18 protein-coding genes, 1 tRNA gene, 2 pseudogenes and 1 riboswitch are annotated in these 24,652 nt (G+C 67.4%); of the genes and pseudogenes, 9 read left to right on the plus strand and 12 right to left on the minus strand.

The genetic code is table 11. From position 1 onward, the window contains the following. The first annotated feature begins 324 nt into the window (after positions 1–324). The 3 genes from QP164_RS12210 to QP164_RS12220 all read left to right on the plus strand — a co-directional run bounded on the left by QP164_RS12210 (position 325) and on the right by QP164_RS12220 (position 3,006). Entirely contained in the window at positions 325–1,548 is a 1,224-nt protein-coding gene (locus QP164_RS12210; RefSeq protein WP_333923305.1) for a PDZ domain-containing protein, read from the plus strand. Positions 1,549–1,556: 8 nt separating this feature from the next. Then, positions 1,557–1,931 (plus strand): hypothetical protein, encoded by a 375-nt coding sequence (locus QP164_RS12215; RefSeq protein ID WP_333923306.1) that lies wholly within the window; start codon positions 1,557–1,559, stop codon positions 1,929–1,931. 67 nt (positions 1,932–1,998) lie between these two features. Next, positions 1,999–3,006, plus strand: coding sequence for a hypothetical protein (locus QP164_RS12220; RefSeq protein WP_333923307.1), 1,008 nt, complete (start codon positions 1,999–2,001; stop codon positions 3,004–3,006). A gap of 4 nt (positions 3,007–3,010) precedes the next feature. Here the strand turns inward: QP164_RS12220 and QP164_RS12225 are convergent, their stop codons facing one another. Further along, the gene (locus QP164_RS12225) at positions 3,011–3,196 is read right to left on the minus strand and encodes a hypothetical protein (protein ID WP_333923308.1); all 186 of its coding nucleotides are present in this window, start codon (positions 3,194–3,196) and stop codon (positions 3,011–3,013) included. A 3-nt stretch (positions 3,197–3,199) separates the two neighbouring features. Next, positions 3,200–3,742, minus strand: a complete 543-nt coding sequence (gene phaR, locus QP164_RS12230; RefSeq protein WP_107961437.1) for a polyhydroxyalkanoate synthesis repressor PhaR — start codon at positions 3,740–3,742, stop codon at positions 3,200–3,202. Positions 3,743–3,819: 77 nt separating this feature from the next. On the opposite strand from phaR, the gene QP164_RS12235 reads away from it, so the two are divergent. The 3 genes and pseudogenes from QP164_RS12235 to QP164_RS12245 all read left to right on the plus strand — a co-directional run bounded on the left by QP164_RS12235 (position 3,820) and on the right by QP164_RS12245 (position 9,468). Then, entirely contained in the window at positions 3,820–4,668 is an 849-nt protein-coding gene (locus QP164_RS12235) for an alpha/beta fold hydrolase (RefSeq protein ID WP_333923309.1), read from the plus strand. Between the two features lie 179 nt (positions 4,669–4,847). Then, positions 4,848–6,031, plus strand: a pseudogene (locus tag QP164_RS12240) (acetyl-CoA C-acetyltransferase). A 161-nt stretch (positions 6,032–6,192) separates the two neighbouring features. Next, complete coding sequence (locus QP164_RS12245) at positions 6,193–9,468, plus strand: TonB-dependent receptor domain-containing protein (RefSeq protein ID WP_333923310.1); 3,276 nt, start codon at positions 6,193–6,195, stop codon at positions 9,466–9,468. Positions 9,469–9,637: 169 nt separating this feature from the next. On the opposite strand, the gene alr is transcribed toward QP164_RS12245, so the two are convergent. The 9 genes from alr to cpdR all read right to left on the minus strand — a co-directional run bounded on the left by alr (position 9,638) and on the right by cpdR (position 18,674). Further along, positions 9,638–10,648 carry an alanine racemase gene (gene alr, locus QP164_RS12250; RefSeq protein WP_333924248.1) on the minus strand — a complete coding sequence of 337 codons (1,011 nt, stop codon included), beginning with the start codon at positions 10,646–10,648 and terminating at the stop codon, positions 9,638–9,640. Positions 10,649–10,767: 119 nt separating this feature from the next. Further along, positions 10,768–11,547, minus strand: a complete 780-nt coding sequence (locus QP164_RS12255; RefSeq protein ID WP_333923311.1) for an ABC transporter ATP-binding protein — start codon at positions 11,545–11,547, stop codon at positions 10,768–10,770. Continuing rightward, entirely contained in the window at positions 11,538–12,506 is a 969-nt protein-coding gene (locus tag QP164_RS12260) for a FecCD family ABC transporter permease (protein ID WP_333923312.1), read from the minus strand. The genes QP164_RS12255 and QP164_RS12260 overlap by 10 nt, the downstream gene beginning before the upstream one ends. Before the next feature lie 151 nt (positions 12,507–12,657). Beyond that, on the minus strand, positions 12,658–12,930 hold the full coding sequence (locus tag QP164_RS12265; RefSeq protein WP_333923313.1) for a hypothetical protein: 273 nt from the start codon (positions 12,928–12,930) through the stop codon (positions 12,658–12,660). Then, on the minus strand, positions 12,924–13,361 hold the full coding sequence (locus QP164_RS12270; protein WP_333923314.1) for an ABC transporter substrate-binding protein: 438 nt from the start codon (positions 13,359–13,361) through the stop codon (positions 12,924–12,926). Before QP164_RS12270 ends, QP164_RS12265 begins: the two co-directional genes overlap by 7 nt. A 103-nt stretch (positions 13,362–13,464) precedes the next feature. Next, the gene (locus QP164_RS12275) at positions 13,465–15,363 is read right to left on the minus strand and encodes a TonB-dependent receptor plug domain-containing protein (RefSeq protein ID WP_333923315.1); all 1,899 of its coding nucleotides are present in this window, start codon (positions 15,361–15,363) and stop codon (positions 13,465–13,467) included. Positions 15,364–15,478: 115 nt separating this feature from the next. Continuing rightward, positions 15,479–15,677, minus strand: a riboswitch (cobalamin riboswitch). Positions 15,678–15,998: 321 nt separating this feature from the next. Beyond that, positions 15,999–18,083 (minus strand): TonB-dependent receptor, encoded by a 2,085-nt coding sequence (locus QP164_RS12280; RefSeq protein WP_333923316.1) that lies wholly within the window; start codon positions 18,081–18,083, stop codon positions 15,999–16,001. A gap of 94 nt (positions 18,084–18,177) precedes the next feature. Then, positions 18,178–18,252 (minus strand) — tRNA-Val (locus QP164_RS12285). A 44-nt stretch (positions 18,253–18,296) separates the two neighbouring features. Continuing rightward, positions 18,297–18,674: a cell cycle two-component system response regulator CpdR gene (gene cpdR, locus QP164_RS12290; protein WP_055881295.1), complete on the minus strand. Its 378-nt coding sequence runs from the start codon at positions 18,672–18,674 to the stop codon at positions 18,297–18,299. 183 nt (positions 18,675–18,857) lie between these two features. On the opposite strand from cpdR, the pseudogene QP164_RS12295 reads away from it, so the two are divergent. Beyond that, a pseudogene (locus QP164_RS12295) lies at positions 18,858–19,412 on the plus strand (N-formylglutamate amidohydrolase); the annotation flags it as partial. A gap of 265 nt (positions 19,413–19,677) precedes the next feature. Here QP164_RS12295 and QP164_RS12300 read toward each other — a convergent pair. Then, a complete protein-coding gene (locus tag QP164_RS12300) occupies positions 19,678–22,845 on the minus strand; it encodes a helicase-related protein (protein WP_443027439.1) in 3,168 nt (1,055 codons plus the stop codon). 217 nt (positions 22,846–23,062) lie between these two features. On the opposite strand from QP164_RS12300, the gene QP164_RS12305 reads away from it, so the two are divergent. Beyond that, positions 23,063–23,926, plus strand: coding sequence for a 2-dehydro-3-deoxygalactonokinase (locus QP164_RS12305; protein WP_333923317.1), 864 nt, complete (start codon positions 23,063–23,065; stop codon positions 23,924–23,926). After that, positions 23,923–24,558: a 2-dehydro-3-deoxy-6-phosphogalactonate aldolase gene (locus QP164_RS12310; protein ID WP_333923318.1), complete on the plus strand. Its 636-nt coding sequence runs from the start codon at positions 23,923–23,925 to the stop codon at positions 24,556–24,558. Before QP164_RS12305 ends, QP164_RS12310 begins: the two co-directional genes overlap by 4 nt. Positions 24,559–24,652 lie beyond the last annotated feature (94 nt).

The raw sequence follows: 24,652 nt of genomic DNA on the forward strand, positions 1-24,652 counted from the left end.
GGCTGGATAGTTGTCTGAGTTTGCCGGCTGGTTTCAATAGCCTCGACCTACCTTCTGCCGTCCTCACATAAATGTGCGCCCCAACGATCCTCCCCCTGGCGGGGGAGGATCATCGATCGACTTTTGCGCTCAAACTGAGAGAAGATTGTTTCCCCGCGGAGGCGGGGACCCATACTGGACTTCCGCCTTCGCAGGAGAACATGGACGCGAGGACCGTCACTCGTCACGGCCACGTCCTTGCAGCGAGGGGATAGGCATCTTCTTCTGGGGCCCCGCCCTGCCCACGCTTGTGCGCAGCGACCGACCCGTTAGGGACGCCCCTACATGCGTCGCGCCCTGCTAGCCCTCGTCCCGCTGATCGCGGTCCTCTTCGTCTCGGCGCGCGAGCCCTCGAAATCGGCGCCCGCGCCTGCCATCTCCCCGGCCGCGCGAGATCGCGGCGTCTATCGGCTCGCGACCGATGCCGAGGCGCGCTGGATTCCGTTCGACCTTACCCCGGGCAACCAGATCCGCTTCACGATGCAGCTTGACGGACGCGACGTCACCGCGATCCTCGACACCGGCGTCAGCTACAGTTTGCTCGCCAAGGCCTCCCCCGCGCTCGACACCGCCAAGCTGGTGGCCGGCGGCAGCGCGACCGCGATCGGCGGATCGGTTGCGCTCGGCTGGATGCCGACGCGTACGATCGCGCTCGGCGGTCTTGCGCGTATCGGCGGCGGCGTGACGGTCGCCGACCTGCCCGCGATCGCCACCGGCAGCATGTCAGCCGTCGACCTGCTGGTCGGCGCAGACATGCTCGCCGGCCACGCGCTCGACATCGATTATACCGCCAAGCGCTTTCGCCTGCTCCGCTCAGGGCGCCTGCCGTTCAAGGGCGAAACCGCGCCGCTCCGCGTTTCGACCGAGCGCAGCGTCTACGAAAGCACGATCACGCTGGGGGGCAGACGCCTCGCGCCGATCGTGGTCGACACCGGCGACGGCTCGTCGGTCACTGTTACGGCCGCGGGATGGCAGGCGGCGAACCTGAAGGCGTTGCGCACCACCAGCGCGATCTCGTTCGGGCTTGCCGGCCCGGCGGTCAGCGGCCTCGCGATCGTCCCCGAGATTAGCGTCGGCGAGATGGTTGCGCGCGAGGCCGAAGTCCGGATCGAGCCCGCGGACGGCTTTTCGCAGGCGATCGGCACCGCAGGCCGGATCGGCTCGGGATTTCTCCAGAACTACCGCGTGCTGCTCGACCCCGGCGCGCGGCGGATGGTGCTCAGCCGCGGTCCCAAAGCCGACCTGCCACCGCCGCGATCGACCAGCGGCTTGCTCATCGGCATCGAGAAGGACCGGCTGAAAGTTCTCCATGTCATGCGCGGCGGCCCCGCGGCCGCGGCGGGCTGGAAGGACGGCGATCTGATCTGCAGCATCGACGGCGTGCCGATCGCCGCGGACTATGCGACCAGCCCGATCGCGGCATGGTCGGCGGGCGCGCCGGGTCGGATCGTCACGCTCGGCTTGTGCGACGGCACTGTGCGACGGCTCGAACTGACGCATTTTTATTAGGACTGCCCATGTTTAGCCTGCGTCACCGATCGGGGCAGGCTTTTGTCCTGCTCCTCATCGCCTTCGCCCTCCGCAGCCCGTTATTCGGCAATCCGGTGATCCATAGCGACGAGCAATTCTACCTGCTGGTCGGCGATCGCCTGCTCCACGGGGCGTGGCCGTTCGTTGATATCTTCGATCGCAAGCCGGTCGGCCTGTTCCTGATCTTCGCCGGCATCCGCAGCGTCGGCGGTAACGGCATCGTGATGTATCAGCTTGCCGCGACGCTCGTTGCGGCGGGGACGGCGTTCCTGGTCGGTCGCATCGTGCACCGACTTACCGCCCCGGATCGCCCGCGCGATCGTCTGCGACGGCATCCACGGCAGAGCTCGGCGCCGGCCTGATCTACCTCATTTGGGTGATGATCTTCGACGGCGCAGGGGGCAATCCGCGATCTGGGGCAACGCGCTCATGGCCGGCGCCGCGTTGCTGGTGCTCGGCCGCGATTCCAACGATCGCCATGTTGGCCTGCGCGGGGTAGGCGCCATGCTGCTGATCGGCCTGGCGATGCAGATCAAATATACCGCGATGTTCGAGGGGATATTCTTCGGTCTGGTCCTGCTCAAACAGTCCCATGAAGCCGACCGCTCGATCGCACGCCTGATCCGCGACGCCGCGTTCTGGGTCGCCGCGGCGCTATTCCCGACTGCGATCGCCTGGGTGGTCTATGCGTTGGCTGGCCAAAACGACGCGTTCGTCTTCGCGAACTTCCTGTCGATCTTCGGCCAGCAGAACGATGACGGTTTCGGCTCCAGCCTGCTGAAACTGGCCGGCGCGCTTGCGTTGAGCTGTCCGCTGGTCGTCCTGGCGTGGCACGGTCGGCGATCGGCACCGTTCGCGATGGGCTGGCTCGTGGCGGCGGGTCTCGCCGTCGTCATCATGCGCAATTTCGAGCTGCTGTACCTTCTACCCGTCGCGCTTCCGCTTGCCGTCGCTGCGGGCACCGGTCTGGCTCGCGTTTCGACACGTGCACGCCGTAGATCGCTGATCGCGGTGCTTATGTTCGGCGTGGTCGCGGCGGCGGTCCTCGGCGGGATACGCGTCGCCCGCCGCGGCACGGCCCGACAGGTCGCCGCACTCGTCCACATGGTCGGGCAGCATCCCCCAGGCTGCCTGTTCACGTTCGGCAGCGAACCGATCCTGTATTATCTGACACAGTCTTGCTTGCCGACGCCGTACATTTTCCGCAGCCATCTCAGCCGGATGACCGAAGCGCATGGCCTTGGCATAGATCCGGCCACCGAGACCGCGCGCCTGCTCGCCGCCAATCCCGGCGTGATCGTCGTCCGTGCGGACAAAGCCGATACCAACCCCGCAACCCGGGCACGCGTGGCAGCGGCCATCGCAGACCGCTATCGGTTGGTGGGCGTCGTGAAGGTCGGCGCCCTGCCGCACACGGTGTATCGCCTGAACCGCTAAGCCGTCAGGACTTGAACGCGAGCCCGATCGTGACCGCGAGGGCGATCAGCGCGAGCACCTGAACGGTCGGCCAGTCGACCCAGCCGACCGAGTCCGGATCGTGCCGCCGTCGCCGGCGTCGTTCGCCGAACCCGGCGGCGATGGCTAATGCGGCGAGCCCGCCACTCGCGCTCCACAACACCGCGCTCATCGTTCAGCCGAGCTTCTCGACCTTTTCCTGCAACTTAGCGAGTTCGCTGCGCAATGCTGCAATCTCGTCGTCCTTGCTGGCAGCTGGGGCCGGCGTCGTCGCGGCCGGCGTCATCGCCTGCGCGGCGACGTCGAACATCGCGAGGTTGCGCTTGGCGATATCGGCGAACGGCGAGTTGGCGAACGCACCCTCGACCGCGGACTTGAATTGATCGTGGTTGCGGCGGAAGCTGTCCATCGACGCTTCGAGATAGCCCGGCACCATCGTCTGCATCGAATCGCCGTACATCGAGATCAGCTGGCGCAGGAAGTTCACCGGCATCATCGTCTCGCCGCGGCTTTCCTCCTCCATGATGATCTGGGTGAGGACGTTGTGCGTGATGTCCTCGTCGGTCTTGGCATCGACCACCTTGAAGTCGCGGCCCTCGCGGGTCATCGTCGCGAGATGATCGAGCGTGATGTAGGATGAGGACTCGGTGTTATAGAGCCGCCTGTTGGCGTATTTCTTGATGATGACGATTCCGTCGGCAGCCGGTTGCTTCTTCATGGATCCCCCGTCTTATGTTTGAAACGGAGGCTACAGTCTTTGATGACGCACCGCAACAAGGTCCGAGGCCCTTACCCTTGTTCCTCAACGTGCTGCGCAGCGAGACCGCAGCATCGCCCGAACGGATGGCGCGCGCGCTAGCCGGATTGCGCGCCTATCAGGCCGCACTACGAGAGCAGCGGCCCGATCCGATGCCCGCAATTCACCGCGCAGGCCGGGTTTCGCTGCGCGATTATGGTGGCAGCGGGCGCCCCGTCGTGTTCGTCCCGTCGCTGATAAATCCGCCCGACATACTTGACCATTCGCCCGCGACTTCGCTGGTGCGATGGATTGCCGCGCAGGGATTTCGTGTCTGGCTGGTCGACTGGGGATCACCCGGCAGCGACGACCGCGACCTCGATCTGGCGGCGCATGTCGAGCGCTTGCTGGTCCCGTTGCTCCAGGCATTGCCCGAACCGCCGGTACTGGTCGGCTATTGCCTCGGCGGCACGCTGGCGCTGGGGGCCGCGGCGATCACGCCAGTAGCCGGAGTCGCGACGATCGCTGCGCCGTGGCATTTCGCGGGCTATGACGAAGGCCGTCCCACACTCGCCGCAACTTGGGGCGCGGTCAAACCCGCCGCCGCGATGCTCGGCCTGCTACCGATGGAGGTCCTGCAAGCCGGCTTCTGGCAACTCGACCCGACGCGCACGATCGCCAAATACGAAGCGTTCGCCGATCTCGCTCCCGACAGCGACGCGGCGCGCGCGTTTGTCCGACTCGAGGATTGGGCGAACGCGGGCGCCCCCTCCCCTACGCTGCCGCCGCGTCGCTGTTCGAGGACTGCATCGCCGACGATCTTCCCGGCAAAGGCGGCTGGGTCATCGCAGGCACCTCGGTCGATCCGCTCGCACTCGCCTGCCCGACCGTCGAGTTCGTCTCGCTGAGCGATCGTATCGTCCCCGCCGCCACCGCGATCGGCCTCGCCGACCGCCGCGATCTTGGCGCAGGGCATGTCGGCATGATCGTCGGCCGCAGCGCCCGCGCGCGCCTCTGGGAGCCGCTCGCCAACTGGATCGCCGCGCTCGGGTGACCTACATGGGGTCCAACCATAGAGGATCCTGACATGACCGATCTCCCCACCGACGTCGTCATCACCGCTGCCAAGCGCACGCCCGTCGGCAGCTTCCTGGGGGCCTTCGCCACCACGCCAGCGCACGAACTCGGCCGCATCGCGATCGAGGCCGCGCTCGAACAGGCAGGCGTTGCCGGCGAGGACGTTTCCGAAGTGATCCTCGGCCAGGTCCTCACCGCGGCGCAAGGCCAGAACCCCGCGCGCCAAGCGTCGATGGCGGCGGGCGTACCGAAGGAAATCCCCGCCTGGGGGTCAACCAGGTCTGTGGCTCGGGCCTGCGCGCGGTCGCGCTCGCGGCACAGGCGATCCAGACCGGCGACGCGACCATCGTCGTCGCGGGCGGCCAGGAATCGATGTCGCTCTCCGCGCACGCGCAGTCGATCCGCGGCGGCCAGAAGATGGGCAATCTCAGCCTCGTCGACACGATGGTCAGCGACGGCCTGACCGACGTCTTCAACGGCTATCACATGGGCATCACCGCCGAGAACCTCGCCGAGCAATACCAGGTCACGCGCGGCGAACAGGACGCCTTCTCGGTCGCCTCGCAGAACAAGGCCGAGGCGGCGCGCGGCTTGGGCCGCTTCAAGGACGAGATTGCCCCCGTCACGATCAAGGGCCGCAAGGGCGACACGGTCGTTGCAGACGACGAATACATCCGCGCCGGCGCGACGATCGAGAGCGTCTCGGGCGTGAAACCCGCGTTCAAGAAGGACGGCACCGTGACGGCGGCGAACGCGAGCGGCCTAAACGATGGCGCCGCCGCGCTCGTGATGATGCGCCGCGATGAAGCCGAACGCCGCGGCTCGACCATCCTCGCGACGATCAGGAGCTGGGCCTCGGCCGGCGTCGACCCGTCGATCATGGGCATCGGCCCCGTGCCTGCCACCAAGCGCGCGCTCGAAAAGGCAGGCTGGACGCTGGGCGATCTCGACCTGATCGAAGCCAATGAGGCGTTTGCCGCGCAGGCGCTGTCGGTCGGCAAGGAACTCGGCTGGGACGCGAGCAAGGTCAACGTCAACGGCGGCGCGATCGCGATCGGCCACCCGATCGGCGCGAGCGGCGCGCGCGTCCTCACGACGCTGATCTACGAGATGCAGAAGCGCGACGCGAAGAAGGGCCTGGCCACGCTGTGCATCGGCGGCGGCATGGGGATCGCAATGTGTTTGGAACGATAGGATAATCCAGCCATGCTGTCGGTTTGTTGCAAATAAGATACAATTTGGACCTGAAATTACGTCTCGTTCATCTTGGCGCAACAAACCGGTTGATTCACTCCAGTGATGCGATCACCCTTGGTTATCAAATAAGGCGTAAACGCCGATAAACGGGGGTTTTTATGAAGTTCTCACGCTTTCTAAGCGCGACGGCGCTTGTCGGTGCCTTTGCGGGTCTGCCGAACGTAGCGCACGCACAGTCCGCCACCGATCAGACCCTGCCTGCAGATACGCAGCAGGCCAGCCCGGCGCAGGCCCCGACGGAGGCTTCGCCGCAGGCCGGCGAGGAAATCCTGGTCACCGGCTCGCGTATCGCAAGCCCCAACGGTCAGTCCGCGGTCCCCGTGACCAGCGTCAGCGTGGCCGAACTCACCTCGACCGCCAAGACGTCGATCGGCGACGTGTTGAACGATCTGCCACAGCTTCAGAGCACCTTCAGCCAAGCGAACTCGACCCGCTTTCTCGGCACCGCAGGTCTTAACCTGCTCGATCTGCGCGGGCTGGGCACGCAGCGCACGCTCGTTCTGGTCAACGGCCGCCGCCATGTCGGCTCGGACGTCCTGAACAACGCGGTGTCGGTCGATACCAACACCATTCCGACCGACCTGATCCAGCGTGTCGATATCACGACCGGCGGCAACTCCGGCGTTTATGGTTCGGACGCGCTGGCCGGCGTCGTCAACTTCATCCTGAAGGACAATTACGAAGGTCTGCAGATCCGCAGCCAGGGCGCGATCAGCGAGCGCGGCGACGCCGGCTCGTATTTCGGCAGCGTCCTCGCCGGCAAGAACTTCGCCGACGGCCGCGGCAACCTCGCCGTCGATCTCGAATATTCGCGTCAGAATTCGCTGTACGCCTCGCAGCGCGACTATCTTCGCCAAGTAAACGGTTTCATCGCGACCGATTCGGACACCGCAGGCGTTGCGGCCGGTCAGACGAAACTGAACTATGACGGCATTCCCGACTCGGTATTTTTCAACGATATCCGGTCGGCCACTCTATCGGCCGGTGGCCTCGTCGCTTTTGCGAGCCCAACGGGTGCCTGCGGACGTGACAACGCACCAAGCGCGGTCTTCAACAACGCCGGGCGGCCGTTCTCCTGCAACTATCTGTTCCAGTCGTCTGGGGCATTGGCCCAGGAGACGGGTACGCGCGTCGGGCTCGCCGCCACGGCAGGTACCGGGTCGGCCACCAACCCGTTCCGCGCCAGCGCGGTTCCAGCCGGCAACTATCTCGGCGGCAACGGCGACACGCGTCGTGAAGGTCAGCTGGTTCAGATCCTGCCGCAGCTTGATCGCTATTCGGCAAACCTGATCGGTCATTTCGAGGTTTCGGACGCCTTCGTTCCGTTCATCGAAGCAAAGTATTCGCGGACCGACTCGGTTGGTCAGGGAAGCTCCGGCCCCGCATTCTTTACCGGTGGTACGCTCGATCTGCTGTATGAGCGTCCGCGCCTGGACAACCCCTATCTGTCGACGGACGCGCGCAACACGATCGCCGCACAGATCCTGGCCAGTGGCATCAATCCTACGACCAATGCACCGCTGACCGCAGCCAACATCGCGGCGATCAACAATGGTTCCTACCGTTTCATCCTGCGCAAGAACCTGACCGATCTTGGCGTCCGCACCGAGCAGGCACGTCGTGAAACCTACCGCCTGGTCGGCGGCATCCGCGGCAACTTCAACAGCGATTGGCATTACGAGTTGTCGGGGAACTACGGCGAGTTCCGCGAGCGCACCAAGGTACTCGGCAATCTGAACGTCCAGCGCATGGTGCTGGCGCTGGATGCGGTCACCAATCCGGCCACCGGCCAGATCGTCTGCGGTTCGCAACTGGCGGGCGTTGGACAGGCTCGCGCCGATGCATCGTTCGGTGGCGATCTCGCGGGTAACGCCGCGGTTCAGGCCGCGGATATTGCCGCATGCCAGCCGTTGAACCCGTTCGGTACCGGCAACATCTCGCAGGCCGCGAAGAACTACGTGCTGCAAGATACCACTTCGAGCGGCAAGATCACGCAGCTCGACATCAACGGCTTCGTGTCGGGTGACCTGAGCCAGCTGTTCACGCTGCCGGGTGGCGACATCGGCTTCTCACTGGGTGGTGAGTATCGTCGTGAGACGGTGTTCTACGAGCAGGATCCGTTGGTTTCGGCCGGCTACACCTTCTACAACGCGATCGGTAAGCTCGATCCGACCTCGTTCGAGGTGAAGGAAGCGTTTGGCGAGATCCAAATTCCGTTGCTGAAGGATCTTACGCTGATCCGCGAGCTGACGCTCAGTGGATCGGGCCGTGTCTCCGACTATAAGGGATCGGCCGGCACGGTGTACGCCTATAGCGGCAACGTCACCTACGCGCCGATCGACGGGATCCGTCTGCGGGCCAATTATTCGCGGTCGGTGCGTGCGCCGAACCTGTCGGAGCTGTACTCGCCGCAGTCGCAGAACTTCGCCAGCGTCAGCGATCCCTGCTCGGCCCGCAACCTGGCCGGCGGTACGCAGTTCCGTGCGGCAAATTGCGCGGCGGCTGGCATCCCGACCACCTATGATTACGTCTACGCGCAGACACTCGAGATCCTGAGCGGCGGCAATCCCGACCTCAATGTCGAAAAGTCGGACTCCTACACGTACGGCGTGGTGTTCCAGCCGAAGGTGACCCCCGGGCTGACGCTGTCGGTCGATTACTACAACATCAAGGTCAACAACGTGATCACCGCGCCATCGGCACAGGGGATCATCAACAGCTGCTATGACTCGCCGACGACGGCAAACCAGTTCTGCTCGCTGTTCACCCGCGTGGGCGCTGGCCAGACCGGCGCGGTTGGCGAGGAGCAGTATCGTATCGTCGAGGGCAGCCTTCAGCAGACGCTGTTGAACTACGCCAAGCTGCAGGTCCGCGGCATCGACGTCGATCTGAACTACTCGCACACCTTTGGTGATGTCCGCTTCAACAGCCACATCGTCTACACGCACGTGTTCACGAACAGCTCGTTCACCGATCCGACGCAGCCCGGCTTTGCCGACACGACGGTTGGTGAGATCGGTTCGCCGAAGGATCAGGTCAACTGGAACCTGGGGGCAGACTTCGGGACGCTCTTCGGCAACCTGCAGATGCGCTACATCACCAAGCAGTCGGTTGGCGCGATTGAGAACCGCGAGTCCTTCCAGGGCCGCGTGGCGCAGAACCTCGATGATTTCGACATCCCCTACTATCCCGATGTCTTCTACATGGACATCAAGCTGGGCCTGAACGTCACGCGCGATACCAACTTCTACTTCGGTATCGACAATTTGACCGATCGCCTGCCGCCGCTCGGCTCGACGGGTATCGGTGCCGGCACCGCGATCTTCGAACCGCTGGGTCGCAAGTTCTACGCAGGGTTCCAGGCCAAGTTCTGATCCCTCCGGACCAGCGATGAAAACGAGAAAGGACCGGGGCATTCCCGGTCCTTTTTCGTTTCAGGTCGAGGCGATGGATGCGGTGGGCTGGCAGCTACAAGGCGTCTGCTCGCCTACTCCGAAGCACATCGGGACGCGTTGGCCCCGATGGTCGGCTAACCTTTTACGATCAGCTAACCGACCACACCCGGTCGAACCGCTGGCCGAGGCCGGTCAGCAACTCATATTGCGAGAGGTCCGAGGCCGCGGCACTCGTCGGCAGGGCGTAGTCCAGCGTGACCCAGTCGCCCTCCTCCAACTCACGGGCCGCATCGACGTCGATCGCGACCAGGTCCATCGAGACCCTGCCAAGGACGGGCAACACCCGGCCCGACGCCAATGCCGCGCCGACATTGGTGAAATGCCGTCGATAGCCGTCCGCATAGCCGAGGTTGAGGATCGCGACCTCGGTGTCGTCCTCGGCCGTCCAGCGCGCGTTGTAGCCGACGCTGTCGCCAGCGCGCACGCGGCGGCGTTGCAGGATCTGCGCTTCGGGGCGGACGACCTGCCGGATCGTGCTCAGTTCGGGCCGGGGAACCCCGCCGTAAAGGGCTAGCCCCGGTCGCGTGAGATCGAACGCGTAGCCGTCGAGTGCGATGCCGGCGGAGTTGGCGAGACTCGTGCGCTTCGCCGACGTCGTGCCTGACAGCGCGGCGAAGCGGTCGCGCTGGACCGCGTTCATCGGTGAGTCTTCGTCGGCGCAAGCGAGGTGGCTCATCAGCGTTTCGATTTCGACACCGTCGAGCAAGCCGCCGGCGATGTCGTCTGTCGAGATGCCGAGGCGGTTCATGCCGGTGTCGACCATGACGTCGCACGGGCCTGCCCCCACGGCTTTCCAACGGGCGACCTGGGTGGGGGTGTTGAGGACCGGGCGGGCGAAACCGGCTGCGGCGGCGGGCATGTCGTCTTCGCGAACGCCGTGGAGGACGGACACGGTCAGGCCCAAGGGCGCGAGTTCGGCGGCTTCCTGCCAGTTGGAGACGAAGAAGTCGCGGCAGCCGGCGTCGGCGAGGCGGCGGGCGACCTCGATCGCGCCGAGGCCGTAGCCGTTTGCCTTGACCGCCGCGCCGCATGCCGCGGTGCCGCTCATGCGGTCGAGCGTGCGCCAGTTCTGGACGAGGGCGTCGCCGTCGAGGCGCAGGCGGAGGGGGCGGGAATGTCGATCACCCGGCGCGGGATAGTGAACCGGGCCCGGCGCGTCGATGATCTTTCACCCCGCCAGCCCCGACTTGGCCCCGATCCACCGGGCGTGTCGCTTGGCTAGCCGATCTCGACACGCCCGACCGGGACCAGCAGGCGGCGGCTACCGTCGTCGAGCGGCGCGACGCGGACACCGAACACGTGGGCGAGTGTGTCCGAGGTCATCACCTCGGCGACCGGACCGAACGCGACGATGCGACCGTCGGCGATCAGCAGCGCGTCGTCGGCCGCGCGCTGCGCCTGGACGAGATCGTGGAGCACGATCGCCACCCCTGCCCCGCCGGCCGCGTAGGCGCGCAGGCGGGCGAGCAGGTCGATCTGGTGCGAGGGGTCGAGGCTGGCGAGCGGTTCGTCGGCGAGCAGCCAGCGGGGTTCGCCTGCCAGGACGCGCGCGAGCAGGACGCGGGCGCGCTCGCCGCCGGAGAGTTCGCCGACCGGGCGATCGGCGATGTGCATGGTCTCGGTATCGTACATCGCGCGGTCGACGGCGGCGGCGTCTTCGGGCGATGGGGCAGCGTGTGCGCCGAGGTGCGGCAGGCGGCCGAGCGCGATGACGTCGAGTGCGACGATGTTCCAATGGACCGTTGCGTCCTGCGGGAGGTAGCCGATCGCGCGGGCACGGGCGCGCGGGTCCATCGTCGCGACGTCCTGCGTGTCGAGTCGGACGCTTCCCCCGCTACGATCGACGAGTGCGGCGGCGGCCTTTACCAGCGTGCTCTTGCCGGCGCCGTTGGGGCCGAGGATCGCGGTGACGCGGCCGGGGCGGAGGTGCGCGGAGACGTCGTGGAGGACGGTGCGCTTGCCGAGCTTTACGCGCAGTGCGTCGACGATCAGATCCATGCGCGGCCCCGTTCCTTGACCAGCAACCCGAGGAAGAACGGCGCGCCGATCAAGGCCATCGCGACGCCGAGCCGGACTTCGCCGGCGCCGGGGGCGAGGCGGACGAGACTGTCGGCGGCGAGTACGAGTGCCGCGCCACCTAGCGCCGAGGGGAGCAATAGGGCGCTCGGGCGGTGGCCGAAGATCGGGCGCAACAGATGTGGCACGACCAAGCCGACGAAGCCGATCACGCCGGTCACCGCGACGCCCGCGCCGACCACGAGCCCGGTGCCGAGTACTACCAGCCACCGGATGCGGCCCATCCTAATGCCGAGCGATCGCGCCGCCGCCTCACCCAGCGACAATGCATCGAGCGAGCGGCCCGTGAGCATCAGCAGGACGCCGCCGAGCAGCATCGGCGGCAGCGCGAGCTTTATATCGTCCCAGCCGCGATCGGTCAGCGCGCCCATGATCCAGTCGATCACCTCGGCGACCGCATAGGGGTTGGGCGCGATCGAGATCAGGAACGCGGTCAGCGCACCGGCGAGGCTGGCGAGCACGGTGCCGGCGAGGATGAAGGTGATCGCGCTCGGCGACCGCCATGTCAGCGCGGCGAGCAGCGCGACCGCGCCGCCTGCGCCTAGCATCGCGGCGGCGAAGATGGCCGCGCCCGACCCGAGGCCGAAGATGATCGCGGCGACCGCGCCGAGTGCTGCGACCGACGATATGCCGACGACGGCGGGGTCGGCGAGCGGGTTGCGGAGATAGCCTTGCAGCACCGCGCCCGACAGCCCGAGCGTGGCGCCGAGCACGAGGCCGAGTACCGCGCGTGGCAGGCGGAGTTCGAGGATGATCCACCAGCGCGGGTCGCTCGAGAACCACGCGTCGAGCGGCACCCAGACTTTCCCGCAGCCGAGCGACAGGCCAAACAGGAGGATGACCAGCAGGCCGAGGGTGATGAGTTTGGGCGTGCGGGTCATCACAGGTCCACCGCAAGCATACCGACGACTGCCGCCACCCCGGCGAAGGCCGGGGCCCAATTGGGGGACGATCGTGACGGCGTGCAGCGCTCCATTATTTCCGCCATTCCAATTGGGCCTCCGCCGGGGTGGCTTTGGTATGGGTGTCGCATCACAGCCCGACCCTGATCGCGGCGAGGCGTTCTAGCGCGGGTGGAATGGTCGGGCCGCCGCAGTTGATCAGGACGCGCGGGAACACGGCTTGCGGGGTGGTCGGCAACAACCGGTGGCGCAGCGCGGTGCCGCGGCTGGCGCGTTCGGGGGCGATCACGATGGCCGGCGGCTGGGTCACGATCGTCTCCGCGGACAGCGTGCCGGTATGCGTCAGGCCGTAGCTGGCGGCGGCGTTGCGGAAGCCGACGCGGGTCATCATCTCGTTCAGCAACGTGCTCCCCCGGTTGCGAGATCGCCGCTGATATAGAGCAGAGCGCTGGGCGGCATGTCATCCTTGGGCCCATCCTTGCGACTCCAGCGCGCCACCGCGCGATCGATATCGGCATTGATCCGCGCGCCACCCGCGGGCGCACCGACCGCGTCGGCAATCTGCTTCACCTGTGCCTGGCTCTCCGCGATCGAGTCCGGGATGCCGAGCAGCAGGGTCTTCAGTCCCGCCCGCGCGTAGGCCGTCTGGGTCGCCGGCGGCGTATACGTGCTGGCGATGACGAGATCGGGGTGGAGCGCGATCACCTCCTCGGCGGTCCCGGCGATGCCGCGAAACCGGCGCGCTACGGTCAGCGGGATCGAGGTCGCCGCCGGGTCCTGCGAATAATGGCTGATCCCGGCGATCCGCGATGCGGGCAGGATCCGGACCAGCACCGAATCCACGCACGGATTGGTCGAGACGATCCCGCCGCCGCCGCCCGCGCCGGGGATTGCGCGCAGCCCCCGAGCAGGAGCGCGAGGAGGATCGCCCCGCGCCTCACTTCAGCCGCAACCGCACGCCGCCATACGCCGCGCGACCGTAATTGCCGTAGCCCGCGATCGTCTCGTACCGCGAGTCGGTGAGGTTATCGACGCGGCCGTACAGCGCGATCCGGTCGGTAATCGGCATTTCCGCGCGGACACCCGCCAGCGCATAGCCGTCGAGCCGCACGGTGTTGGCGGCGTCGTCGAAGCTGTCGCCGACCATCGTCACGGTGCCGCCGACCGACAGCCCGAACGCGAACCGGTAATCGGCGTCGACGCTCGCGGTCTGCTTGGGACGGCGCGCGAGATCGTTGCCGAAATCGCTGCCGATCGAGCGGTTCTCGGTGTCGATATAGCTGTAGTTCGCGGTCAGCGTCAGCGCGTCGACCGGGCGCAGCGCCAAGGTGAACTCGACGCCGTCCGCCTCGGCGCGGGCGATATTGTCGTAGACGCCGAACGGGCGGTCGATGCAGATTGAACCGGCGGTCGTCTGCTCCGCCGGGCTGCAATCGCGGAAGTCGATCTGGTTGCGCGTACGGCGGTTGAAATAGGTCACGCCTGCGCGGACCCGGTTGGCGAGGAACGCCTGCTCGACCCCGACGTCGAAGTTGCGCGCGGTCTCCGGATCGAGGCCGCGATTCCCGTAGTCGGAGAAGAGCTGGTACAGGGTCGGTGCCTTGAAGCCTTCGCCATAGCTTGCGCGGATCGTCGTGCCGGTGCGCAACGCCAGCGCCGCGTTCGCGCCGAATGTGGTGTGGCTGCCAAAATCGTCGTGATCGTCGTTGCGGACGCCGCCGGTGATGGTGAGGATATCGAGCGGCTTGACGATCAGCTGGCCGTAGACGCTGGTGATGCCGGTATCCGCGAAGGTGAAGCCGTCATTGAAGCGGCTGTTCTCGCGCTCGACTCCCGCGACCACGCGGACCTGGTCGAGCGGGCGGAAGTCGCCCTGGTATTCGTAGCGTTCGCTGCGGCCGCGACCGATGAAGGTCGGATCGCTGCCAAAGCTCGGGTCGTAATTGTCGCGGTTGATGTCGGCGATCGTGAACGCGACGCGGTTGTTGAACCGGCCGTCGGCGAAGTTCGCGTGCAGCCCTGCGTAACCGTAAGCCTCGCGCGTCTTCGAATATTCGGGCGTGTCGGCGAGCACGTAATCGGGGGCCGGGAAGCCGTCGATCTCGACGCGGCTGTCGGCGAAATAGCCGCGCAGGTCGAGGCCGATGCCCGGCGCGAACTCGACGCCCACGCGCCCGGTCGCGCCATATTGGCGATAGCCGTCGCGCTCGGTGCCGCTGGCGGCGGACGAGATGCCGTCGGTGCGCAGATAGCCGCCGGTCAGCGAGCCCGACACCGGCCCGGACTTGCCCGAGACGCCCGCGCTCGCGAACACGCTGTCGGCGTAGCCATATTCGGCGTTGGCGCGTGCTTGAATGCCTTCGGTCGGTGCGGCGGTGATGATGTTGACGACGCCACCGATCGCCTGGCTGCCCCATGGCACCGAGTTCGGGCCGCGCAGCACCTCGATCCGCTCGACCGAGCTCGAGAGGAGATTGCCGAAGTTGAAGCCGCCGCCGGTCGACGACGGATCGTTGACGCGGACGCCGTCGATCACGACGAGCGTCTGGTCCGCCTCGGCACCGCGAATACGGACGCTGGTCAGCGCGCCGATGGTGCCATTGCGCGTTACCGTCACGCCCGGCGTGGTCGCGAGCAGGTCGGAGACGACAACGGTCTGGCGGCGCTCGATCTCTGCGCGGTCGATGACGGTGACGGCCTGGCCGATCTCACTCAGCGGTTGCGCGGCGCGGGTCGCGGTGACGACGACTTCGGAAGCGTCGGGATCGGGGATGGTCTGGGCAAAAGCGGGCGCTGCGATCGCCGCGGCGCCGAGCAGAAGGAAGAATTTCGTCATGGGTACGTCCTAAGCAGAACCGCCTGCGACCATTCGCGGGGCGGCCAGACGTCTCTCGCTCGAGGAAACCCGGCTGGACCGGAGCACTCGTCCGCGCCGGACACCCGCCCGCGCAGTGGATCGACCGTGAGAGGCAGGTCTCCTGGCTTCCGGGTCATCGCGCCCACCCCGCCTTCCCAGGTCGAAACCCAGTGGCATATTCGGGGTGGCCGCTATCCGGTCACAGTTGCGGGTACAGCGCCGGTCTTGCGGATTCCCGCGCACCGACTTCCCTTTTGATCCCGTCGCCGGGAACCCTTCACGGGAGTGGCATTAGTCGCACGCCAGACACGGGTCAACGCGGGGGATAATGAGCATCGACCCGCGATAGCACGCGCTGGCGGTAAAGCTGGCTCACCGTCTATCGCACCACCCCGGCGGAGGCCGGGGCCCAGTTGGGGAACGTCGCTGACGGAGCGCGGTCCTTCGTTACCGCGACCTTGCCAACTGGGCCCGGCCTCCGCCGGGGTGGTGGCGTGTTGGTCAGGACGTCGCTTTCCCTTGTTCTCCTGCGAAGGCGGGAGCCCAGACTGGGTCCCCGCCTTCGCGGGGAAACATGCTGTCTTCGTTTCTCTTGGCAAGCGACGGATCGAATATCAGCGCCCCCCGTAGCGCAGCCCCACCCAGATCGTCCGCGGCGTTGCGCGTTCGACGATGTTCGCGCCGCTAATCCCTGCCTCGACGCGCTCGTTGAATAGATTTTCCCCGCTTAGTTCGGCGACAAGCGAGCGCAGGATCGGCAGCGCAGCATAGGCATCCAGCGTCGTCGCGGCCCCAAGCACCCGCGTGTTCTGGTCGTCGTCGAACTGCCGGCCGACATGACGCACGGTCAGCGACAGCGCCGCCGCATCGTGCCGCCAGTCGACCGTCCCCGACACCTGGTCGCGCGGGGTCTGCGCTGGCTGCAAGCCGTCCAGCGCGGCGGTGATCCCCGAACCCTCGACCTTCGAGTTCGTGTGCGACCACGATGCCTGCACGCCCAGCGGACCCGGTCGATACGCAGCATCCAGTTCGAAGCCATGCGCGCGGATCGCATCGAGGTTCTGGCGGACGCGGTAGGTGGCGACCCCCGGCAGCACCTGCGGCGGGTTGGTCGTCGTGACGTTGGCGATCGCATCCTTCAGCCGGTTGTAGAAATAGGTCGCGGCGATGCTGACCCCCGGCGTTGGCGTCAGCGTGACGCCACCCTCGACCCCGGTCAGCCGCTCTGGCGACAGCAAGGCGTTCGCCGCGGTCGCGTCGTTGCCGACCCGGAACGGCCGGTACAGTTCGTTGGGCGTCGGCAATCGCCAGCCACGATAGCCGGCGACACGCAGCGTGATCGCCTCGACTGGCTGGTATGCCACGCCTGCCCGCCCGGTCGTCTCGCTGCCGTCGCGTTCCGCGTAGCGCAGGTTGGTCAGCGCAGCCCCGGTCGCCAGCGGCCGTTCCGTCAGATAGCCGCCATCGATCGACCACCAGTCGACCCGCCCGCCAAGGCTGAACGTGAGGTCGCCCGCGACCAGGCTTCCATCGGCGAACACGCCGGTCGTCGTCGTGCTCCCGCCAGCCTCGCGCCGTCGCGTCGGCGCCGCGTTGACGAACGTATAGAGCTCCTGCGTCTTGCCGCTCACGTCGCGGATATCCGCGCCCAGCCTGAGCGTAATGGTCTCGCCCAGCGGCGGCGCAATCTCGATCCGACCGCCAAGCCCGGTGGCAGGCGTATTATACTGGTTCAGCGACTGGATCGCGGTCGTCCGCGCGGCATTGATGCTGTTGAAGCTGCTCGCGAACGCGCGCGTCTGCAGATACGCCAGCGCCGAATAGCCCCACGCGCCCCGCCCGATCAGCCGGATGCTCGCATCGGCCCCCTCGCTTTTATTCGCGGTGAAGTCGCTCCCCCGATCGCGCCGATCGGTGAACGCGCTCGCATTCATCTGCAATTCGGTCTTCGCGCCGATCCCGACGACGGTCCGCAACGCGCCCGACGCCTGCTCGTATGGCGCGGCCCGATCGACGATCCCGCGGCTCTCCGCGACGGTCGGCGTAAAGCCGTCACCGCGCGCGTACGCGCCCGACACGGTCGCAAACCCCGACCCGCGCACCAGCGCCGCCGACCCTTGCGCATCGACCGAATCGCGGCTGCCATAGGCGACGCTGCCCTGGAACGGTGTCAGGTCGTCAGGCGTCGCGCTCTCCAGTTCGACCGTCCCGGCCAGCGCGCCCGGTCCCTGATAGCCGCTGCCACCGCCGCGCGTCACGCGGATGCGCCCTAGCCGCCCCGTCGCATAGGCCGGGAATGCGACCCAGCCGCCGAACGGATCCGCCTGCGGCACGCCGTCGAAGATCAGCAGCGCGCGACTGGAGGCGTTGCCGCCGATCCCGCGCAATGAAATCCCCTGGCTGGTCGGGTTGGCACTGCGCGAATCCGAGCGACGAAACTGCTGCAACCCGGCGACGTCGGCCAGCACGCTCTCCAGCCGGTTGCTCGCATTCGCCTGGATCCGGTCGCGCCCGATCGTAACGATCGAATAGGCGCGGTCGCCGGGTGCGTCGGCCAATCCGCGCCCGGTCACGACGATCTCGGCCGGACTGTCGGCGGCGGGCGGCGGCGGCACGTCGGACTGCGCAAGCACGGCGCCAGGCGACAGCAGGACGCTGGATGACAGGATAGCGGTGGCGGAAATCGAGAAGCGGATCATCCGTGCCGCATGACAGCTTTTCACGATACCGGAAGGTCGGAAACGCCCAGACAGCAAAAAGCCCCGCTAACCCGGAGGTTAGCGGGGCTTTCTGTGGTGGGCGTGGCAAGGATTGAACTTGCGACCCCTGCGATGTCAACACAGTGCTCTACCACTGAGCTACACGCCCGCCGGAGCGCTCCACTAGCCGCGCTTATCGCGGGGTGCAAGCGCTCAATGCATGCCGGTGACATTATCCATCTCGAACAGCCGATCGACCTCGGCGACCAGGTCGCGCAGGTGGAACGGCTTCGACAGGACGCGGGCCTGCGGCATCGCCCGCCCGGCCTTCAGGGTGACCGCCGCAAAGCCGGTGATGAACATCACGCGCAGGTCCTTGCACATCTCACCGGCCTTCTGCGCCAGTTCGATCCCGTCCATCTCGGGCATCACAATATCGGTGAGCAGCAGGTCGAACGTCTCGGTCTCGAGCAACGGAATCGCCGCGGTCCCGCGGTCCACGGCGGTGACGGCATACCCAGAGCGCTCGAGCGCCCGCGTCAGATATTCGCGCATGACCTGATCGTCCTCGGCCAGCAGAATTCGCAACATCGATCTAAAGTCCTGTTTTCACGCGTACATTGACGCGCTTTCCCTACGCGCAAAGTGGTTAACATTTCCAGATCGATTGCCCGTTCCGACGCGTCGCCCTAGCGTGCTTGCCATGTCATCGCCCCCTTCGAGCGCTTGCCCCCTTTCGAACACCAAGATACCGCGCCGCCGACCAGCCCGGTCGTGATCTCCGTACCCCATGCCGGACGCGACTATCCGCTCTCGCTCAAGACCGCGTTGCGCGTGCCGCTGGCGGCGCTGCTGCCGCTCGAGGATCGGCTGGTCGATGCGGTGGCACGGAGCGCGCGGACGGATCAGGCGATGATCATCCAGCGTCGCGCACGCGCCTGGATCGATCTCAACCGCGGTGAAGACGAACGCGACGCCCAACTCGACGAAGGCGCGCGATCGATCCCGCCCGCGCAGCAGTCCGCCAAATTGCGCAGCGGCCTCGGCCTGGTGCCGCGCCGCGTCTCGGGCGCCGGCGACCTGTGGGCACGCCGCTTCACCGATGCCGAAGTGACCGCGCGGATCGTCAACGACCACCGGCCCTATCACGCAGCGGTCGCAGCCGCGTTGCAGGCGGCGTATGCGCGGTTCGGGGTGGCGGTGCTGCTCGACGTGCATTCGATGCCCCCGCTCGGCCCTGGTGGGACGCGGATCGTGCTCGGCGATCGGTTCGGCCATGCCGCCGCGCCACGCTTCGTCGACCGCGCGGAAACGGTCTGCACCGCGCATGGCTTTTCGGTCGCGCGCAACACGCCCTATGCGGGGGGCACATCCTCGAACGCCATGCCCGCCCCGACCTGGGCATCCACGCGATCCAGCTCGAGCTCGATCGCACCATCTATCTCGATCGCAAACTGCATGCACCGGGTGCCGGTTTCGCGCGGGTGGTGGATATGGTGGGCGCGATGCTTGCCGGACTTGCCGACGAGGCCCTTTCGACACCGCTTGCCGCGGCGGCCGAATAGGCCTCGCCTGATTCCAACTGGCAGGCCGATCAGTCGGTCAACGCATCGAGCAACGCCTCGACCTGCGCGGCACGCTCGACCGGATCCGCCACCGCCCGTTGCGCGATCCAGCGGCCGTTCTTCTCGACCAGATCCTCAAGCGGCGCGTCGGCGCGACGGTCGTTCGGGGTGAACGCGATCGCGGCAGGACCGGCGTCGATCCGCCGGATACCCGCAACACAGGCGCGCAACCGTATCCGCGCCAGCAACAGCAGCCGACGCGCCGAATCGGGTACCACCCCGAAGCGATCCTCCAGCTCCGCTTCGAACTGGTCGAGCGCCGCGACGTCCTCCAGCCGTGCCAACCGCCCGTAGAGCGACAGGCGCACCTCCTCCTCGGGTATCCAGGTGTCGGGCAGGCTGCCGCCAACCCCGAGGTGCAGGTCGGGTACCCAGTCGTCGACCGCCTCCCCCCGCGCCAGCCGCAACGCACGGCCAAACAGATGCTGGTACAGGTCGATCCCGATCAGCTTCATATGCCCCGCCTGTGCCTCGCCGACGAGGTCGCCCGCACCGCGCAGATCGAGATCGCGTGCGCTGATCGCGAAGCCTGCGCCGAGCCGGTCGAACGCCTGCAACGTCCGCAGCCGCTTCAGCGTCGCCTCGGCGATCGTCGCATCGCCGTCGGTCAACAGCATCACCTGCCCCCGTCGCCCGCCGCGCCCGACCCGGCCACGCAACTGATGGAGCTGTGACAGGCCGAACCGGTCGGCGTGATGGACGATCATCGTGTTGGCGCGCGGCACGTCGAGCCCCGCCTCGATGATATTGGTGGCGAGCAGCACATCGCCGTCGCCGGCCGCAAAGCCGACCATTGCCTCATCGATCTCGGCCGCAGGCATCTTGCCATGCGCCTGGACGAGCCCGAGTTCGGGCACCAGCTTGGCCAGCTTTGCGGCGAGCGGCGCCATGTCGTCGATCCGCGGCACCACGACGAAGCTCTGCCCGCCGCGCGCGCGTTCGCGCCGAAGCGCAGCGCGGACGGTGGCGTCGTCGAAGCTGGCGACCGCGGTGCGGATCGGCTGGCGGCGCGCGGGCGGGGTGGCGATCACCGACATGCCCTGAAGCCCGATCATCGCCGATTGCAGCGTCCGCGGGATCGGCGTCGCGCTGAGCGTCAGCACGTGACCGGCCCCGAGGGTATGCAGCTTGGCCTTGTCGGCCGCCCCGAACCGCTGCTCCTCGTCGATCACGACCAGCGCGAGATCCTTATAGGCGACTCCCTTGCCGGCGATCGCCCCGGTGCCGATGACGACGCCGATCGAACCATCCGCGAGCCCCGCCTTCACACGCGCCTTTTCCGCCGTGCTCGACAGGCGGGACAGCCCGGCGACGGTGATGCCGGTCCCTTCGAAGCGCCGCGCGAAGGTCTCGATATGCTGCCGCACGAGCACGGTCGTCGGCGCGGCGATCGCGACCTGTCGGCCCGACAAGGCAACCGCCGCCGCCGCGCGCAAGGCGATCTCGGTCTTGCCATAGCCGACATCGCCGATCACCAGACGGTCCATCGGCTTGCCGCTGGCCAGGTCCGCCAGCGTGGTCGTGATCGCGCGTGCCTGATCCGGGGTTTCGGTGAACGCGAAGCCGGCGGCGAAGCGTTCATAGGCCGCGCGGTCGGGGACGATCGGGTCAGTGGTGCGCGCCGCGCGCTCCGCCGCGATCGCCGCGAGATCGCGCGCGCTTTCGGCGATCGCCGCATCGATCGCGCCACGTCGCTTCTGCCACGACGAACCGTCCAGCGCGTCGAGAGTCACCGCATCGGCATCTGCACCATAGCGCCAGATCCGATCGGCTTCCGCCACCGGCACGAGGCGGCGGCCGTCCTTGGCATAGCCCAGCACGATCGCGTCACCGCCCGCGTCGGGCAGCGCCTCAAGCCCGCGGACGATGCCGATACCGAACTCCTCATGAACGACGACGTCGCCGCAGCGCAGTTCGCTCGACAGGCCGGCCAGCGCGCCAAGGCCGCTTGCACCGATCTCGTCGCCGCGGGCGCGGCCGCCAAGCAGGTCGGCGCCCGCGATGACGGTGACGCCGGGCGCCACGAAGCCGCGGTCGATCGGCGCGACCAACAGCATCGCGGTGCCGGGCTTAGCCGCGGCGACGTCCGACCATCGCTCGATCGCCGTAAACGCGATCTTGGCACGATGCTCGAGCCGCGGCTGGAGGAAACGCAGGTCGCGCGGCGAACCGACCAGCACGAGGCGCGAATCGGCAAGCACGTCGCGTGCGAGCTTGGCAAACGCGCGGGCGGGATCGCGGTGCTCGACGAAACGGGGCGACGGCGCGTCGCCCGGATCGATCGCGACCATGTCACGTTTGGCGATCGCCGCATCCCAAGACCGGGTCGCGACCAGATCGGCACTGGCCTTGCGACGCGGCAGGCCATCGGCGGCAAGATCCATGAACCGCGCGCGCCGGCGATCGACGCCGGGGTCGCACGCAATCGCCGCGTCGGGGAGATGCGCGAGCAGGGCGACGCCCTTCTCGACCGCGGGCTCGGTCGCGCGGCCGACCTCGATACAGGCGATATCGGCCGATCCCAATTGCGAGACGGGATCATATTCGCGCAACGCGGTGATCCGGCCCTCGGCGAATTCGATGCGGACGGGGGTCGCACGATCGGCGGGAAAAATGTCGATGACGTTGCCGCGCACCGCGATCTCGCCCGGCTCGTCGATCCGATCGTCGACGATGTAACCGATCTCCGCTGCGGTCGCCGCGAACGCCTCGACGTCGATCGCATCGCCTACCGTGAGCCGCGGCGGGGCGGCGTCGAACATCGCCGGCTCGGGATAGCGCACGGCGGTCGCCTCGGCGGTGGTCACCAGCAGGACCGGCCCGGTATCGCCCAAGGTCGCCGCGCGCACGCGACGCAAAGCCGCCACGCGCAATCCGACATTGGCCGGCGACGCGGGCGCGTCGTCACCGGGCAAGGCATCGCTCGACGGCAACTGGACGACCACCGCGTCGGGCACCAGCGCCGTGGCGATCGCCGCAATATCGGTCGCGCGCTGATCATTTAGCGCGACGTAGACGAGATCACCCTGTGCGAGCCGATCGGCGATTGCCGCCGCGATCGCCGCAGGGGGCGCTGCAAGCGGCGCGGCCGGTATGATGCCGGTTTCGGTCTCGGCCTGACGGCTGGTTTGAAGCACACGCATTCCTCTCGCTGGTCCGAACTGAACGAGACGCATCGACGCGTGTTCCTGCGACGCTATCCTCGATCAGTGCGTTTGCCGGTGGATGCTGCCGATGCGTGCCGCCGTCGACGTGCGCGACGTGCGCGACGTGGTCGGTGCTGGACAACGAAAATTTGTCGTATAATTCCGGCGATCAATACCGTTGCATCGCGACGGGAGTGAGGTGGCGAACATGACGTCTTTCATCGCGGTCGACTGGGGCACCTCGAACCGCCGCGCGTTCCGGATCGAGGCAGGGCTCGTCATCGCCTCGGAACGCGACGATCGCGGCGCAGCGACGGTCGCGCCTGCGGACTATGCGGCCGAGGTCATGGGCATCCGCGACCGGCTTGGCGACCTGCCGATCCTCCTCGCGGGAATGGTCGGATCGACCATTGGCTGGCGTAGCGTGCCGTATGTCGCCGCCCCCGCCGGGCTCGGCGAGATCGCCGCAGGGCTCCTCCGGATCGACGACCGGACTGCGATCGTGCCGGGGCTGTCGTACCGCGACGGACTGCATGCCGACGTGATGCGCGGCGAAGAGGTGCAGTTGCTCGGCGCGGTCGCCGCCGGGCTGGTGCCCGCCGACGCACTGCTGTGCCAGCCCGGCACGCACTGCAAATGGGCGACGATCGAAGCGGGCGCGATCACCCGCTTCACCACCGCGATGACCGGCGAACTCTTCGCGCTGTTGCGGACGCACGGCATCCTCGCCAGCCAGCTCGGCCATCCGGTCGAACCCGGTGCAGCGTTCCGCGACGGCGTCACGGAGGGCGCGAAACGCGATCTCGCCGCCAGCCTGTTCGCGATCCGCGCGCGCGGCGTGCTCGGGATCGCCGACGACGCGCATGCCGCGTCGTTCGCGAGCGGTCTGCTGATCGGGGCGGATACCGCGGCACGGATCGAGCGCGGCACGACGGTGCACATCCTCGCCGACCCGGCCCTCGGCGCACTCTATGCCGATGCGATCGATGCGCTCGGCGGCACGTCGCACCATATCGATAGTCAGGCCGCGTTCGTCGCCGGCATTACCCGCATCCAGGATCTTGCAGCATGACCACGCACCGCCAAGCTTTCGACGACGCCTTCGCGAAGTGCCCGCTCATCGCGATCCTGCGCGGCGTGAAGCCGGAGGAGGTCGAGGCGATCGGCGAGGCGCTGGTCGAGGCCGGCTTCACGATCCTCGAAGTGCCGATGAACTCGCCTCAGCCGCTCGACAGCATTGCCCGCCTCGCGCGCACGCTGAAGGGTCGCGCGGTCGTCGGGGCGGGCACGGTGTTGCGTGTCGAGGATGTGGAGGCAGTCGGCGCGGCCGGCGGCACGCTGATCATCGCGCCCAACGCGAATGTGCGCGTGATCGCGGCAGCCGCGGAGCGCGGCTATGTCGCGCTCCCCGGCATCGCCACGCCGACCGAGGCGTTCGCAGCGCTGGAAGCAGGCGCTGCAGCACTGAAACTCTTCCCCGCCGAAGCCGCGAGCCCCGCCGTGCTGAAGGCGATGCGCGCCGTCCTCCCCAAGGATACGCGCGTTCTGCCGGTCGGCGGAGTCGTGCCGGAGATCATGGCCGAGTGGCGCAAGGCGGGGGCCGCTGGCTTCGGTCTGGGCTCGGCGCTGTATGCGCCGGGGATGACCGCGGCGGACGTCGGCGCGCGAGCGCGCGGGTTTATCGAAGCGCTGAAGGCGGAGTAGCGCCGTACCGGTTGGCGTCGCTGAAGCTGGGCGTAGCGTACGCTAGGCCGCGCACACCCGTCCGTCACCCCAGCGAAGGCTGGGGTCTCCCGGT

Origin of the sequence: Sphingomonas sp. LR59 (assembly GCF_036855945.1) — a bacterium.
GTDB lineage: Bacteria > Pseudomonadota > Alphaproteobacteria > Sphingomonadales > Sphingomonadaceae > Sphingomonas.